Raw genomic sequence first — 15,944 nt, 5'->3', positions numbered from 1 at the left:
CCGGGGCGCCGGTTTGCGCCAGTGCGCCTTGCAGCGGCAGCGCCAAAACCAGCAAGAGTGCGGCATGGGCCAGCGGTGTGTGCCGGGCACGGAAAAGCAATGAAGGCATGAAAATCGTCCTTGTGAAGAGGGGGTGAAAGCAAACGCTCACCACAAGGACGATTGGCCCTGAAAGTTCCTGAAAAATAATTCGATCGCGGCTGCCGTAGCCCGCGTAGTGCAGTGCCATACCGTGCCCTGCTCCATCAAGACCGGCTGCGGCGGCTGAGCAGCAGGCTGCCATCGCTTTGCTGCTGCACCTGCACCGGCAAGGCCCGGGGCAGTGCCTGTATCCAGGCCTGGGCCTGCGCAATACGCACCCGGCCGCTGAGCGGCAGGCGCGCTGCATCCGGCGTGGCCTCCATCGCAAAGGGCGCATAGCGCGCCAGCCGCTCCAGTGCCTGGCCCAGAGTGGCATGCTGGAACACCAGCTCGCCATGGCGCCAGGAGGCGGCCGACTCCACCGACGACAGCTCGGGGCTGCGGTCGCCCGCCGCCCACTGCAGCGCCTGGCCGGCCTCCAGCGTATGCGCAAAGCCATCATCCTGCGGCGTTTCTATGGTGTCGCCCTCGGCCATCGGCTCCACACGCACCCGGCCGGATTCCACCTGCACGCTGACCCTGCTGGGCCCCCGGCCCATCGGCGTGATCTCCACACCAAAGCGCGTGCCCAGCACGGTGATGCGCAGGCCGGCCGCCTGCACCTCAAACGGCCGGTTCTCATCACGCGCCACCTCAAAAAAGGCCGCGCCCTGCAGCAGCTGCACCGACCGGCGCGCCGCAAAATACTGCAGCTGCGCCTGGCTGAGGGCATCGAGCAGCAGGCTGGAGCCATCGGGCAGCGCATGCCGCACCTGCTGGCCGCGCGGGCTCTGCCAACGGGCCTGCCACTGCACATGCTGCTGGCGGTAAAGCTGCCACTGCTGCCAGCCCAGATGGCCGCCCAGGCCCACACCGGCAAAACTCAGCAGCGCGGCCAGGCTGCGGCGCCGGCCGGCACGCCGGGCGCTGCCCTGGTGGCTGCCGCGCCAGCGCTGCAACGCATCTTCCACACAGGCACTGGCCTGGATCAGATCGCGCTCGATGGTGTTCAGCGATACGCCCAAGCGCTCGGCAATCAGCGGCTGCTTGTCGCCATGGATGCGGTGGGCCACAAAGGCGGCGCGGCTGCGCTCGGGCAGGCCGGCCAGTGCCGTCTCCAGCACTGCCAGCGCCTGGCGGTACATCACGGAATCGGCCACATCCGGTGCATGGCTGGGCGCCAGCTGCTCCTGCAGCACAGCGCCTTCCACATAGCGGCCGTGGCGCTGGCGGCGGCGGTGCGCATCCAGCGCCAGGTGCTGGGTCATCACCGCCAGGTAGGCCGTCGTGTCATCGGGCTGGTCGCCAGCGGCCTCCGCCTGGCCACTGGCCTGGGCATGCTCGGCCAGCTTCAGCCAGGTCTCATGCACCAGCTCACCCGCCTCGTCGCGGCTGCCGGTGCTGCGCGTCGCCACCCGCACCAGGTCGGCATAGGCCCGGTCAAAGCCGGTCAATAGCGCGCGGGTGAAGGAGGCGGACAATTCCATGGGGCTGGATCATAAGCCATGTAAAGAGAATCATTCTCAATAGCCATACTGATTTTCTGTCCTCTGGTCCCAGGAGCGGCGCTTTTATCACTAAACGTACTTAGAAGAAGTACTTGAAGCTCACAGTCGCCTCACGGTCCACGCCACGGAAGATGCCCGCGTAGTAGGTCTTGTTGAAGAGGTTGTTGACGTTGAGCGCCACGCGGTACTGGGGCGTTTCATAGGCCAGCGCCAGATCGGCCACGGTCACCGCGTCGTTGTAGTTCAGGCTGCCATTGGAGGCCAGGTTATAGGGCGAGCGGCCCTTATAGCGCAGGCCGGCCCCTACCATCACGCCCGGCAGGCTGCGCGGGCGGTAGTCCAGCCAGAGGCTGGCCATGTGGCGCGAGGTCTGCAAGGTTTGCTGGCCGATCTCAGCTGGCCGGTTGCTTTGGGTGGTGCGCGGGTCCAGGTAGGTGAAGCCAAGCATGCCCTGCACTTCTGGCGTGAGGGCCATCTGCGCTTCCAGCTCAAAGCCGGTCGAGCGCACCTCGCCGGTCTGCACGCTGAAGCGCGGGTGGACCGGGTCCTGGGTGGTCACATTGGTCTGGCGCAGGTCAAACACCGAGGCGGTGACCACGCTCTTGCTGCCGGGCGGCTGGTACTTGATGCCGACCTCGTACTGCTTGCCCTTGCGTGGCGCAAAGGCACTGCCATCAAAGGCCAGGCCGGTGGTCGGGTCGAACGAGCTCGCGTAGCTGGCATACGGCGCCAGGCCATCGGCCATCTGGTAGAGCAGGCCCACGCTGCCGGTGGTGGCGTTGTCGCGCATGCGTGGCTGGCTGCTGCTGTTCTGCGTGGTGCGGGCCACATCATGGCGCAGGCTGAGGTTGGCAATCCAGGGCCCGCGCTTGAACTGGTTCAGGGTGTAGATACCGGTCTGGCGCAGGTCGCTGTTGCTGTCTTCGAGCTCAGGCACCGCAATCGACTGGCCATAGACGGGCGCGCTCAGGCTGAGGTTGGGCACATCCCAGCCAAAGCCCAGGCCGCCGCGCTCCTTGTACTTGGTGATATCGACGCCCCACGCCATGCGGTGCTCCACATCGCCCCAGCGCAGGTCCTTCTGCGCCCGGCTGTCCATCGCCAGGGTCTTGCCCTTGGTGCGCTGGGCCAGGTTGGCGCGGGTCACGCTGTCGCCATCGGCCAGCACATCCATCGCATAGATGTGGCGGTAGTCGATGTCGATCGTGGAGTAGCGCAGGTTCTGCGTCAGCGTCCAGCCGCTGTCGGTCTGGTGCGAGAACGCATAGCCCAGCGAGCGCGTGTCGCGGTCAAAGCGGTCAAACGCCGGGTCGCCTGCTGTTAGCTTGGGCGACAGCTGCTTGATCTGCGGATAGGTGAACAGGCTGGGCCACCAGGGCTTGGGCGTGCTGCGCTCGCGTGAGTAATTGGCCAGCACCGTCAGCTGGGTCTGGTTGGAGATATTCCACAGCAAGGATGGCGCAATGGCCAGGCGGTCGTCGCGCGATCCGATGGAGCGGCCATCGCTGTCCCGGCCCTTGAGGTTCAAGCGGTAGAGCAGCTTGCCGTCGGCATCCAGCGCACCGCCCAGATCGGCCGTGAGCTGGGCGCGGTGGTAGCGTCCATACGAGGCGCCCACGCTGTTGACATGGTCCGCCTCGGGCCGTTTGGACAGCACATGGATGACACCACCGGGCCGGCCCTGGCCAAACAGCATGGAGGCGGGGCCCTTGATGACCTCCAGGCTCTCGATCTCGTCGATCTCGTCGTTCCAGGAGCCATAGGTGCCGGCGGCAAACTGGCGCAGCCCATCCTTGTAGTACGAGCTGCCATCGCTGAAGCCCCGGATGATGGCGCCCGTCATGCGCACATCGGCGCCGGTGACCTCGGTGGCCACGCCAGGTGTATAGGACAGCGCCTGCTCGATGCTCTTGGGCGCCTGGGCCTGCAGCTGCGCCTGGCTCACGACCGAGATGCTGCGCGGCGTCTCCATCAGGCTGGCGCCCAGCTTGGTGGCAGACACGGGGCCGGGGCTGGCATAGCTCTGCTGCGCCTGGCCGCGCTGCGAAGTCACCGTGACTGCCGGCAAGGTGGTATCGCCCGCCTGGCCGGCGCTGGCGGGTGCCACGGCCGGGCGCGGCGCGGCTTGCAAGATATAGGCGCCAGCGGCGGTGCGCTGCAGGGCCAGGCCGGTGCCGGCCAGCAGCCGCTGCAGTGCCTCATCCGGCGCATAGCTGCCCTGCAGGCCCGCGCTGCGCAAGCCCTGGACCTGCGCTTGCGTGAAGGACAGCAGCAGGCCCGATTCGCGCCCAAAGCGGTTCAGCGCATCTTCGAGTGCGCCGGCCGGGATCTGGTAGCTGCGGCTGGCCCCCACGGCCTGCGATGCAGCAGCGGGCTGGGCATGGCTGCTGGCCATGCCGGCACAGGCCAGCGCCAGCACCAGGCTGCGGCAGGCCCAGACATGGGTTACGGAAGAAGCGCTCAACGCAGACAGCCCGGCAGCGGGACGCGGGTGGACAGAAGACTTGGCCATGGTGATCACAAAGAAAAGAGGACGGGTGGCAGGAGCGCCGTGCAAGACGGCGCCATGCCGCTTTCCTTTGACATGTCCCGCGAGAACGAAAAACAGACCAGGCTGGCTCGAAATTTTTAGAAATTTTTTTTGGCAGTTAGACCGCCTTCTCTACCACCACCTCGCGCTGGCCCCACCAGCGCACCAGATTGCGCACCCGCAAACCTGGCAAGGCATCGAGTGTGGCCAGCACCCGCGCCACATCGGCCAGCGGGTAGCTGCCCGACATGCGCAGGCCCGCCACTGCCGGATCACAGACCAGGCGCTCCACGCTATAGGGCTGCAGCGCGGCCAGCATGTCGGCCAGCGGCATGCCGCGCGCCACCAGCATGCCGTCCGTCCAGGCCAGGCTTTCTTCGTACACCGCCTGCGGTGTCGATACCGACGCGGCTTGCAATACGGCGCTAAAACCGGCCTGCAGCACAGGCCCGGCCCCGGCACTGTGGGCCGAGGTCAGCCGCACGGCGCCATCAAACACGCTGACCAGGCTGCCCCCACCCGCCAGGCTGCGCAGCGAAAAACGGGTGCCCAGCGCCTGTGCCAGGCCTTCGCGTGTCTGCACGACAAAGTCGCGCGCAGGCTGTTGGTGATCGGCTGCCGTGGTGATCAGCACCTCGCCCTCCACCAGCTGCAGGCGGCGCAGGCCTGCGCTGTAGTCGATGTTCAAGGCCGTTGCGCCGTTCAGCACCAGCTGGGTGCCGTCTTCCAGACGCATACGCTTGCGCTCGGCACGGACCGTGCGCACATCGGCGCTCCAGCGCCGCCAAGGCAGCTGCTGCTCGGCCTGCCAGACGATGCCCGCACCAAACACCAGCAGCGCCAAGGTCTGCACCACCTGGCGGCGGCGCGCCGATTCCCGGGGCGCCAACGCCGCCCGCGCCACCTCGGCCGCGCCGCTGCTGCCGGGCGCCGCCAGCGCGCTGAGTTTGTCGTTGACCCGGGCCAGGTGCTGCCAGGCCGTTTCATGCAAGGGGTCCGCACCGCGCCAGGCCAGCCAGGCCTGGTGCTGGCCTTCCGTCAGCGCGCCCTCTTGCTGCTGCAGCCACCACTCCACCGCGCTGCGCGCTACCTCGGGCGGTACGGCCAAGGCACCAGGGGTCGTCATGGCGCCACCGCAAAAAAGCAGCGCATGCCCGCCTGCAGCAGGTAGCGCTTGACAGTGGTGAGCGACAGGCCGAGCGCCTGCGCAATCTCGGCCTGCTTCATGCCATCGAGCTGGGCCATCAAGAACGCGCGGCGCACCGCGGGGGGCAGGCCATCGAGCATGCGGTCGATCTCGTCGAGCGCCTCCAAGAGCAACGCCCGCTCTTCCGGCGAGATGGCCGTGGCCTGCGGCACCTGGGCCAGCGCCTCCAGATAGGCGCGCTCCAGCTGCTGGCGGCGATAGTGGTTGGCCAGCACACGCTGGGCCACCGTCGTCAACAAGGCCCGGGGTTCGCGCGCCTGCACCGGATCCTCGCGCGTGAGCAAGCGCATGAAGGTGTCCTGCGCCAGATCGGCCGCCTGGTGCACATCGCCCAGCTTGCGGCGCAACCAGGCCTGCAGCCAGCCATGGTGGTCGGCATAGAGCGTGGCAACTTCTGAATGCACAGGGGGTTCGGCGCTGGACATAGGGCTGGGGCATGCAGAGATACCCAGAGACAATGCAAATAGGAATTAATCGCATTGTAACCAGTGGTATTTGACCCCTCTGGCCTCAGCGCCGTCTTGGCCCAAACCCGCAATGCCACGCAGGGAAGGCCGGGTCGCGACAATATCAGCCAAATTTGGCTATTCAAAGATTTCGATAAGCATGCGAGATATCAAGAAAATGGACCTCAACCTGCTCAAGGCGCTGGACGCACTGATCGATGAGCGCAGCGTGACCCGCGCCGCTGGCAGGCTGGGGCTGACCCAGCCGGCGATGAGCGGCATGCTGCAGCGCCTGCGCGAGAGTTTTGCCGACCCCTTGTTTGCACGCGCCCAGCGTGGCATGGTGCCCACCCAGCGGGCGCTGGATCTGGCCTTGCCGATCAAGCAGATGCTCTGCGAGATCGATGCACTGCTGCAGCCACCGGTGTTTGACCCCAGCACCGCCCGGCTCACCTTCCGCATTGCCGCCACCGACTATGCGCTGCGCGCCATTGCCGTGCCCTTTTTGGCGGCCTTGAAGCGCCAGGCGCCGAGCATCCGCGTATCACTGATCCCGCTGGAGCCGCGCCTGGTGCAGGGCCAGCTGGAGCGCGGCGATATCGACCTGGCGTTTTTGACCGGCGACAACACGCCGCAGGACATGCATGCGCGCCAGCTGTTCCAGGAGCACTATGTCTGCGTGATGCGCGAAGGCCACGCCGCTGCGGGCCGCAAGCTCAGCGTCAAGCAGTTCTGCGCGCTGGACCATGCGCTGGTGTCGTATGAGGGCGGCGGCTTCCACGGCGTGGTGGATGAGGCGCTGGAGAAGCTGGGCCAGCGCCGTGAGGTGAGCCTGTCGCTCAAATGCTTTGTGGTGTTGCCCGACATCCTGCGCTCCAGCGACATGGTGGCGGTGCTGCCCAGCCGCCTGGTGGCAGGCATGGATGGGCTGTCGGTCTGCAAGCCGCCGGTGGAGGTGCCAGGGTTCAGCCAGTTGGCCGTCTGGCATGAGCGCAGCCACCACGACCCGGCACAGCGCTGGCTGCGTGAGTTGCTGTTTGCATCGATGCCGGCGATGCAGTAGCCCCGCAAACGAGGGGTCACAGAGGTAGCGCAGGAAGGGGCTGATATCAGCCAGCCAGATGGCTGCCATAAAAAACCAGCATTTGGTTTATGGCCAGGGCGCCTCAATTGCGAGCGGTGGACGGCCTGCGCAGAGCCTTGCCCGGGACAGCCAATGCCTGCCCTGGCAGATGCCAAACAGTCTGCGGCGCGGCAGGCTGCACGGCCGACCCATTCCCTCTTTTCTTTTGTATATCCAGCATATCCATGTCTGCCCTGTTTACCCCCTTCACCCTCAAAGACGTCACCCTGCGCAACCGCATTGCCGTGCCTCCGATGTGCCAGTACAGCGCCACCGATGGATTCACCAACGAATGGCACCAGGTGCACTACCCGTCGATCGCCCGGGGCGGCGCGGGCCTGGTGATTGTCGAGGCCACCGGCGTCTCGGCCGACGGCCGCATCAGCCCTGGCTGCCTGGGCCTTTGGGATGACGCCCATGTGCCCGGCCTGGCACGCATTGCTGCCGGCATCGAGGCCGCAGGCGCTGTGCCCGGCATCCAGATTGCCCACGCCGGCCGCAAGGCCAGCGCCAACAGCCCTTGGGAAGGCGACGACCATATCCCCGAGAGCGACCCGCGCGCCTGGCCAACCATTGCCCCCTCGGCCATTGCCTTTGGTGGTGATCTGGACCGCGTGCCGCGCGAGATGACCCTGGCCGATATCGCGCGCGTCAAGGCTGACTTTGTCGCCGCCGCCCGCCGCGCACTGGCCGCCGGCTTCAAATGGCTGGAGCTGCACTTTGCCCATGGTTACCTGGCCCAGAGCTTTTTCTCGGCCCATTCCAACCAGCGCCAGGATGCCTATGGCGGCAGCTTTGACAACCGCGCCCGCTTTGCGCTGGAAACGCTGGCCGCCGTGCGCGAAGTCTGGCCCGAGAACCTGCCACTGACTGCCCGCTTTGGTGTCATTGAATACGATGGCCGCGATGAAGAGACGCTGGCCGAATCCATCGAGCTGGTGCGCCGCATGCGCGAAGGGGGCCTGGACCTGCTCAATGTCAGCGTGAACTTTGTCATCCCCGGCGTGCAGATCCCGTGGGGCGAGCCCGCCTTCCTGGCCCCGATTGCCGCCCGCGTCAGCCGCGAAGCCGGCCTGCCCGTCGCATCGAGCTGGGGCATTGACGACGCCGAGCTGGCCGAGCGCGTCGTGGCCGACGGCCAGATGTCGCTGGTGATGATGGGCCGCTCGATGCTGGCCAACCCGCACTACCCCTACACGCTGGCCCAGCAACTCAAGGCAGCGCGGCCTGACTGGGTACTGCCGGCCCCCTACGCGCATTGGCTGGAGCGCTACCGGGGTGCCGGCAAACAGGCAGCCACTGCCTGATCGCTGCATCCCTGCGCGGCCGTGGCCGCGCAGGCCTTTGCCCGCTTAACGGGTACAGCGGGCGCAGCACAGGGCGCAGTTGCCGCCCGTCCAACGCAATGCCCGCCGGGCTGTACAGCGGGAACTGCTGGCGCCATGATGCAGCCGGTGTGCGGGGAGACCGGGGGCCAAAGCGCGGCCTGGGGCGCACCGCGCCGCGCGGCCTTCGATGGCGCTCTCCTCGCCGGCGATTTATCCAAAAGCCATTAAAGCCAATCCAAACGACACATAACCATCGCCATTGATGTGGCAAGAATGCATCGGCACCGCACTATTTCCTCGCCCCCCGGTAAGCCGGGCCAACACCGGCATGCGTTGCCTCTCGACCCTTGGACCCGCCGAGGTGTCTGCTTACTGCGTGTTCCAGCCTCCGTCTTCGCGCATGGCAGGCCGGCGCTGCACCGGACCTGGCGTCTGGGCCATGGCAAGGCGCTATTTGATCTGTATCAACAACGGGCCGCTGAAAGATTTTGCCTGTGCTGTCCTACATGCAGATTTTTTCCGTCTCAGTTAATGTGGTCGGCGCCCAATGCAAACAATTCTTAACACGCTGTACGCCGCTTTGATGGCTTCGGGCGGTAGGGCAGCCTTCTTTTGACCTGAAAGGCTCGTATGGATTGGCTCAGAGGTATCTTGCACCAGGCGCCGGAGATTGCGCTGTTTGCAGCGCTCGCACTAGGCTACGGCATCGGCAAGCTGCGGTTCGGCTCGTTCCAGCTGGGGGGTGTGGCAGGGTCGCTGTTGGCAGCGGTGCTGATCAGCCAGGTGGGGGTCCAGATCGATTCGGGCATCAAGGCGGTGCTGTTTGCGCTGTTCATCTATGCGGTGGGTTTCGAGAGCGGGCCCCAGTTCTTCCGCTCTCTGGGGCGGCAGTCGATCAAGGAGATCCTGATGGCGGCGGTGGTCGCCATCTCGGGCCTGGTCACCGTCGTGGTGCTGGCACGGGTCTTCCACCTGGACAAGGGCCTGGCAGCGGGGCTGGCCGCTGGGGGCATGACGCAGTCGGCCATCATCGGCACGGCAGGCTCGGCCATCGAGAAGCTGGGCCTGGCGGCCGATGAGGTGCAGCGCATGCAGGCCAATGTGGCCATCGGCTATGCGGTGACCTATATCTTTGGCTCGTTCGGCGCCATCTTGCTGTGCGTGAATGTGCTGCAGTGGCTGACCGGCCGCAAGATCCATGACGACGCCATCCAGGCCGAGCAGGAAATGCTCAAGGGCGTGCACGTCTATGGCGCAGGTGAATCGCCTGCGGCGCCCGATCTGGTGGGCCGCATCTTCAAGGTCCGGCAATCGGGCCGCACCGTGGCCGAACTGGAGGCCAGCGCGCCGCAAGGCTCGGTCACCATCGAGCGTATCCGCCGCAAGAATGCCTTGGTGGGGGTGGACCCCCAGCTGGTGCTGGAAGCGGGCGACATAGTGCTGCTGGTGGGCCGGCGCGCAGCGGTGGTGGCGCTGGGCGCCAACATCGGCGATGAGCTGCAAAGCGCCGAAGACATGGACGTGGTGATGGTGCGCCGCGATGTGTCCATCACCAACAGCCAGTACCTCAACCGCAGCGTCAAGGACATCCTCGACAGCCTGACGCCCGAGTTCAAGCACGGCGTCTATGCGGTAGCGCTGACCCGCTCGGGCTCGCCGTTGCCGATCACCCCCGCCACCTTGATCGTGCCCGGCGATGTGGTGACCTTGTTTGGCACACCACAGGATGTGCAGAATGCCGCGCAGTCGGTGGGGCCCATCCTCATCCCCAGCGACAAGACGGACTTTGTCTTCCACGGTCTGGGCATCACCGTCGGGCTGCTGATCGGTCTGCTGGTGCTGCGCATCGGCTCGATCCCGATCACGCTGGGCAGCGGCGGTGGCGCCCTGCTCGCGGGGCTGCTGTTTGGCTGGTGGCGCAGCCGCAAGCACACCTTGGGCAATATGCCGACTGCGGCCTCTACCCTGCTGCGTGATCTGGGCCTGGCCGGCTTTGTGGCCATGGTGGGCCTGCAATCGGGCCAGCAGGCGGTGAGCACGGTGATGGAGCAAGGCCTGAGCCTGTTCCTGATGGGCATGGTGGTGACCATCGTGCCGCTGCTGATTGCGATGCTGTTTGGCAAGTATGTGCTGCGCTATGAGAACGTCGCCATCTTTGCAGGGGCCCTGTCGGGCGCACGCAGTGCCAACCCCGCCTTTGGCGAGGTGCTGGACAAGGCGGGCAACGCCATCCCCACGGTGCCGTTTGCTATCACCTATGCGCTGGCCAACGTGTTTCTGACACTGCTGGGTCCGCTGGTGATCGCTTTTGCCTGAGCGGCGCTGCGCCCTCTCACGGATCCATTGACACACCGGCGGCACCGTGCCGCCTCCCCGTTTCCCGTTTATCCCGTTTTTCAACGACTGCAAGGAGTTGCACCATGTCTCAGGACTACCAGCGTCTGGCCCATTTGAGCCCGTTCGAGCTCAAGGATGAATTGATCAAGGTGGCATCGGGCAAGGCCAACCGGCTGATGCTCAACGCCGGGCGTGGCAACCCGAACTTTCTGGCGACGACGCCCCGGCGCGCCTTCTTCCGCCTGGGGCTGTTTGCAGCGGCCGAGTCCGAGCTGTCGTACTCGTACATGACAGCAGGCATCGGCGGGCTGGCCAATATCGAAGGCATCGAAAACCGCTTCGAGCGCTACACCGCCGAACACCGCGACCAGGAAGGTGTGCGCTTTCTGGCCAAGTCGCTCAGCTATGTGCGGGACCAGCTCGGCCTGGACCCGGCCGCCTTTCTGCATGAGATGGTGGACGGCATCCTCGGATGCAACTACCCGGTGCCGCCACGGATGCTGACCGTGAGTGAGAAGATCGTGCGCCAGTACATCGTGCGCGAGATGGCCGGCGGCGCCGTGCCGGTGGAGTCGGTCGATTTGTTTGCGGTCGAGGGTGGCACCGCCGCGATGGCCTATATCTTCGAGAGCCTGCGCATCAGCGGCCTGCTCAAGGCCGGCGACAAGGTCGCCATCGGCATGCCGGTGTTCACACCGTATATCGAGATCCCGGAGCTGGCCCAGTACGCGCTGGAGGAGGTACCCATCCATGCCGATCCGGACAATGGCTGGCAGTACTCCGATGCGGAGCTGGACAAGCTGCGCGACCCGGCCGTCAAGATCTTCTTCTGCGTCAACCCCAGCAACCCGCCGTCGGTCAAGATGGACCAGCGCAGCCTGGAGCGCATCAAGACCATCATTGCCGACCACCGGCCCGATCTGATGGTGCTGACCGACGATGTCTACGGCACCTTTGCCGATGACTTCCAGTCGCTGTTCTCGGTCTGCCCGCACAACACCTTGCTGGTCTACTCCTTCTCCAAGTACTTTGGTGCCACCGGCTGGCGCCTGGGCGTGATTGCCGCGCACAAGGAGAACGTCTTCGACAAGGCGCTGGCCCAGTTGCCCGAGAGCGCCAAGCTCGAGCTGGACCACCGCTACCGCTCACTGCTGCCCGATGTGCGATCGCTCAAATTCATCGACCGCCTGGTGGCCGACAGCCGTGTCGTGGCGCTGAACCATACGGCCGGCCTGTCGACCCCGCAACAGGTGCAGATGGTGCTGTTCTCGCTGTTTGCGCTGATCGATGAAGCCGACGCCTACAAGCAGGCGCTCAAACAGCTGATCCGCCGCCGCGAGGCCACCCTGTACCGCGAGCTGGGCATGCCGCCGCTGCACAATCCCAACTCCGTCAACTACTACACCTTGATCGACCTGCAGAGTGTGACCTGCCGGCTCTATGGCCAGGAATTTTCCGACTGGGCGGTCAAGCAGTCCTCGACCGGCGACATGCTGTTCCGCATTGCCGATGAGACCGGCATTGTGCTGCTGCCGGGCCGGGGGTTTGGCTCAGACAGGCCATCGGGCCGGGCATCGCTCGCCAACCTGAACGAGTACGAGTACGCCGCCATCGGCCGTGCGTTGCGCAAGATGGTGGATGAACTGTATGCGCAGTTCCAGGCCCAGGCGGGCGGCAAGGGCGGAGCCGCTTAAGCGCGGCGCAGGCGCAGCGCAGGCCCGCACTGCGCTGTCCTCACCTGCCCCACCTCCGCTGCAGCAGACCGCTGCAGCAGGCCGCTAGAACAGCTCCTGCTGCATCGAGGTCAGGCTGCTGAAGTCCTCCCCCAATGGCTGCAGGATCGAATCGGCAATCGGCTGCAGCTGCTTGCTCAGGTAGTGCTCGTAGTCGATCGGCGACTGGCGCACCTCCAACGGCTCCGGTCCGCTTTTGCCCATCACATAACGGATCCAGCCCCCGCTTTGGTATTGCAGCGGGCGGCCCAGGCGCCGGTTGTAGTCATCGGCCATGCGGGCGGCACGCACCTGCGGCGGCAGGTTGGCCACATAGGCATCGAGCCGGTGGCGCAGGCGCTTGCGGTAGACGAGCAAATCATCCTTCTGGCCCGCCAAGGTGGCCTGTGCATAGCCGGCGACAAAGTCGCGGTAGGGCAGCCCCTGGAAGACGCGCGAGAGCAGCCCTTCCTGGAACTGGCGCGCCAGCGGCGTCCAGTCGCTGCGCGCCATCTCCAGGCCACGGTAGACCATGGCCTCCTTGCCATCGGCATCCACACTCAGGCCTGCATAGCGCTTTTTGCTGCCCACGTCCGAGCCCCGGATGGTGGGCATGAAGAACTTCTTGTAGTGCGTGTCGAACTCGATCTCGAGAAAGCTCTCCAGGTTCTGTTCCTGGCGCAGGCCTTGCGTCCACCAGGCATTGATATCGTTGACCAGCGATGTGGCGACCGCATGGGCCTCCTGGTTGCTGTGGGCGCGCCCCAGCCAGATGAAGATCGAATCCGTATCGCCGTAGATAACCTCGTAGCCACGCTGCTGCACCAGCGCCTTGGTGCGCTTGACCATCTCATGGCCGCGCAGGGTGATCGACGAGATCAGCGCCGGGTTGAAGAAGCGGCATTCGGTCGCACCCAGCACCCCGGCAAAGGAGTTCATCACCAGCTTGAGCGCCTGCGACAGCGGCTCGTTTCTGCTGCGCTTGGCCTCATCGCGTGCGCGCCAGAGCGTGGTGACGATCTCGGGCAGGCAGTGCTTGTCGCGCGAGAAGCGCGTGTCCATCGGCCCGTGGATCAGTGACGCGGTATCGCTGGCATGCAGGCCTTCGGCCAGGCCTACCGGGTCGACCAGGTAGGTGCGGATGATCGAGGGGTAGAGACTTTTGTAATCGAGCACCACCACCGAGTCATAAAAGCCCGGCCGCGAATCCAGCACATAGCCGCCCGGCGAGGACTTGCCGCGCACATCGCCCACATTGGGCGCCACATAACCTTGGCGGTGCATGCGCGGCAGGTAGTGGTGGCTGAATGCCGCTATCGAGCCGCCAAACTGGTCCAGCTGCAGGCCGGTCGCATGCGCCCGCTCCATCGCAAACTGTAGCAGTTGGGCCTTGTCAAAAATGCGCAGCACCAGCTCGCAATCGCGGATGTTGTAGACCGCCAGCGCAGGCTTGTCCTCTTGGTAGCGGCGCTCGATCTCGGCCATCTTGTCGTACTCGTCGCCAATGTCCTTGCCCTCGCCCAGCAAGGCCTGGGCCACGTTCTCCAGGCTGAACGACGGAAAGCTCCACACCGCCGCCCGCAAGGCCTCGATGCCATCGATGACCGCGCGGCCGGGCATCGGCGCAAACCAATAATCTTGCTTACCCGGATGCGCCCGCCAGGCAATGGGCCGGCCCTCGCGCCCCAGCAGCAGCGGGGTGGCGCAATCGTCTGCGGTCTTTTGCAGCACCCGCAGGTCGAACTGGACCACATTCCAGCCGACGATGACATCCGGGTCATGGCGCGCAAACCAGTCGTTGAGCTGCTCGATCATCGCCTTGCGGCTAGCGCAATAGATCAGCACGAAATCGCGGACGGGTTCGGGGGGTTCAGCCTGCCCACCGGGCGCCGGTGCATCGCCGAGCATGAACACTACCCGCTGGCCTGCGCCATCCAGCGCAATCGAATACAGATCCTGGTGCTGGCTGGTTTCGATATCGAGCGACACCAGCTTGAGCGCCGGCCGGTACGCCGCTGCGGGCTGCAGCTTGCAGTCCACCACCGTGCTGCCCTGCAACAGCCCGCCTTCGACCTGCACGCCAGCGGTGATAAAGCGCTCCATCAAATAGCGCTCGTGGGGGCGCACATCGGCCTCCAGCAGCGATACCCCTATCTGCTTCAAGCCTCGCGCGAGCTTGCCCAACTGCCGGTAGTGCTTTGCATAGACGCCCAGCACCGGCTCCTGCTGAAAACTCCTGAGGGCCAGCTCACGCAGATCCGTATCGGGCATCGCCAGCAACTGCGTCTGCACCACTACCCGGTGCCGCGCCTCGACAAACGCCACCGAGGCCTGCCGCGTCAGCAGCACTTTCAGCGGACCGCCATCGGTCGCCAGCCAGTACTCAATCTCGGTCCCCGCAGCCGTGTCCCGCCAATGGCGGGTCAGGATGAAACCTTGGAGGGGGGTGGAGGGCACGGTAGATCAGGCAAAGCAAAAAGATGCGGACCACAGCGACCGACGTTGCATGGCTTCAAGAGCCAACAACCTCGCGTGGCTTGCGCACCGATGATATCGCCGTAGTACCGCCGCGCTTGCACATGGGAGCAGATATTGGCGTCACGCCTGTCTGGACAAAAGAAAAAGGACTTAGCTCTCTCGAGCTAAGTCCTTGTCTTTTTGGTCGGAATGGCGGGATTCGAACTCGCGACCCCTTGCACCCCATGCAAGTGCGCTACCAGGCTGCGCTACATTCCGAAGACTTGAATTATATACCTAGTTTTCCGGGTCTCCGGAAAGAATGCGACGAATTTCTTGCAACTCGACCGCGGCCTGCTGCCAGCTCAGCGGTTCAGCGCTTTCGGGCATGCCGGCAGCCAGCGCATCGGCGCCCTCTTCCTGCAGCGCGAACATGCTGTCGTCTTCCAGCGCATCAAGCATGGCCTGGCCGCGCGGCAGCGACTGGAGCTGGTTGCGCGCGCCGCTGATCGTGAAGCCGCGCTCATAGAGCAGCTCACGAATGCGGCGGATCATCAGCACCTCATGGTGCTGGTAGTAGCGGCGGTTGCCCCGGCGCTTGACCGGGCGCAGCTGCGTGAACTCCTGCTCCCAGTAGCGCAGCACATGCGGCTTGACGTCGCATAGCACCGATACCTCACCGATGGTGAAGTAGCGCTTGGCAGGGATGGGGGGCAGCTGTTTTTCCATGGATAAATTGTAAACAGCCGCGAAAGCGGCCGTGTTGCATATAGGCGAAAGCGGGCGACGGTTTGACCTTCAGTGCCAACGCACTGCAGGGAGCCGAGCGCCCAGGGCCTGCGTCATCCCATGTCGGCGGGGGCCTGCACCGAATCCTTGAGTTTGCCGCTGGCATGGAAGGTCACCACGCGGCGCGCCTCGATCGGCACCTCTTCTCCGGTGCGCGGATTGCGGCCGGGGCGGGCCTTCTTCATGCGCACCTGGAAGTTGCCAAAGCTCGACAGCTTCACATCTTCGCCCTTGATCAAGCTCTCCGAGATCAGGTCGAAAAAGGCATCGACCATGTCCTTGGCTTCGCGCTTGTTCAGTCCGATGTTGTCAAACAGCATGTCGGCCAGTTGCGCCTTGGTCAGCGCAGGTTGTTCCAGGCTTTCAACGGTGAATTCCATATAGCAA

At 65.1% G+C, this 15,944-nt stretch carries 11 protein-coding genes and 1 tRNA gene; 4 read left to right on the top strand and 8 right to left on the bottom strand.

The genetic code is table 11. The features are described 5' to 3' along the window. Positions 1-245 precede the first annotated feature (245 nt). The 4 genes from MJ205_RS03670 to MJ205_RS03655 form a co-directional block, all read right to left on the bottom strand. Complete coding sequence (locus MJ205_RS03670; RefSeq protein ID WP_239811235.1) at positions 246-1,607, bottom strand: sigma-70 family RNA polymerase sigma factor; 1,362 nt, start codon at positions 1,605-1,607, stop codon at positions 246-248. Positions 1,608-1,707: 100 nt separating this feature from the next. Beyond that, on the bottom strand, positions 1,708-4,023 hold the full coding sequence (locus MJ205_RS03665) for a TonB-dependent siderophore receptor (protein ID WP_239812653.1): 2,316 nt from the start codon (positions 4,021-4,023) through the stop codon (positions 1,708-1,710). Positions 4,024-4,276: 253 nt separating this feature from the next. Beyond that, a complete protein-coding gene (locus tag MJ205_RS03660) occupies positions 4,277-5,284 on the bottom strand; it encodes a FecR domain-containing protein (protein WP_239811234.1) in 1,008 nt (335 codons plus the stop codon). Next, positions 5,281-5,790 (bottom strand): sigma-70 family RNA polymerase sigma factor, encoded by a 510-nt coding sequence (locus MJ205_RS03655; RefSeq protein WP_239811233.1) that lies wholly within the window; start codon positions 5,788-5,790, stop codon positions 5,281-5,283. Before MJ205_RS03655 ends, MJ205_RS03660 begins: the two co-directional genes overlap by 4 nt. 181 nt (positions 5,791-5,971) lie before the next feature. Here MJ205_RS03655 and MJ205_RS03650 point away from each other — a divergent pair, with 181 nt between their 5' ends. The 4 genes from MJ205_RS03650 to MJ205_RS03635 all read left to right on the top strand — a co-directional run bounded on the left by MJ205_RS03650 (position 5,972) and on the right by MJ205_RS03635 (position 12,293). After that, positions 5,972-6,874: a LysR family transcriptional regulator gene (locus tag MJ205_RS03650; RefSeq protein WP_239811232.1), complete on the top strand. Its 903-nt coding sequence runs from the start codon at positions 5,972-5,974 to the stop codon at positions 6,872-6,874. 245 nt (positions 6,875-7,119) lie between these two features. Continuing rightward, the gene (locus MJ205_RS03645) at positions 7,120-8,241 is read left to right on the top strand and encodes an NADH:flavin oxidoreductase/NADH oxidase (protein WP_239811231.1); all 1,122 of its coding nucleotides are present in this window, start codon (positions 7,120-7,122) and stop codon (positions 8,239-8,241) included. Between the two features lie 651 nt (positions 8,242-8,892). Next, on the top strand, positions 8,893-10,578 hold the full coding sequence (gene aspT / locus MJ205_RS03640) for an aspartate-alanine antiporter (RefSeq protein WP_239811230.1): 1,686 nt from the start codon (positions 8,893-8,895) through the stop codon (positions 10,576-10,578). Positions 10,579-10,682: 104 nt separating this feature from the next. Next, positions 10,683-12,293: a bifunctional aspartate transaminase/aspartate 4-decarboxylase gene (locus MJ205_RS03635; RefSeq protein ID WP_239811229.1), complete on the top strand. Its 1,611-nt coding sequence runs from the start codon at positions 10,683-10,685 to the stop codon at positions 12,291-12,293. An 84-nt stretch (positions 12,294-12,377) separates the two neighbouring features. Here MJ205_RS03635 and MJ205_RS03630 read toward each other — a convergent pair whose 3' ends face one another. The 4 genes from MJ205_RS03630 to MJ205_RS03615 form a co-directional block, all read right to left on the bottom strand. Continuing rightward, complete coding sequence (locus MJ205_RS03630) at positions 12,378-14,768, bottom strand: DNA polymerase II (RefSeq protein ID WP_239811228.1); 2,391 nt, start codon at positions 14,766-14,768, stop codon at positions 12,378-12,380. A 202-nt stretch (positions 14,769-14,970) separates the two neighbouring features. Next, positions 14,971-15,047 (bottom strand) — tRNA-Pro (locus tag MJ205_RS03625). Positions 15,048-15,065: 18 nt separating this feature from the next. Next, complete coding sequence (locus MJ205_RS03620; RefSeq protein WP_239811227.1) at positions 15,066-15,497, bottom strand: MerR family transcriptional regulator; 432 nt, start codon at positions 15,495-15,497, stop codon at positions 15,066-15,068. A 113-nt stretch (positions 15,498-15,610) separates the two neighbouring features. Further along, positions 15,611-15,937 carry an integration host factor subunit alpha gene (locus MJ205_RS03615; RefSeq protein ID WP_239811226.1) on the bottom strand — a complete coding sequence of 109 codons (327 nt, stop codon included), beginning with the start codon at positions 15,935-15,937 and terminating at the stop codon, positions 15,611-15,613. Between the last annotated feature and the right edge of the window lie 7 nt (positions 15,938-15,944).

This window comes from Comamonas sp. B21-038 (assembly GCF_022387135.1).
GTDB classification, from domain to species: domain Bacteria; phylum Pseudomonadota; class Gammaproteobacteria; order Burkholderiales; family Burkholderiaceae_C; genus Comamonas; species Comamonas sediminis.
Note: the sequence above shows the minus strand (reverse complement) of the source record. Positions and strands in the feature narration are given on the sequence as shown.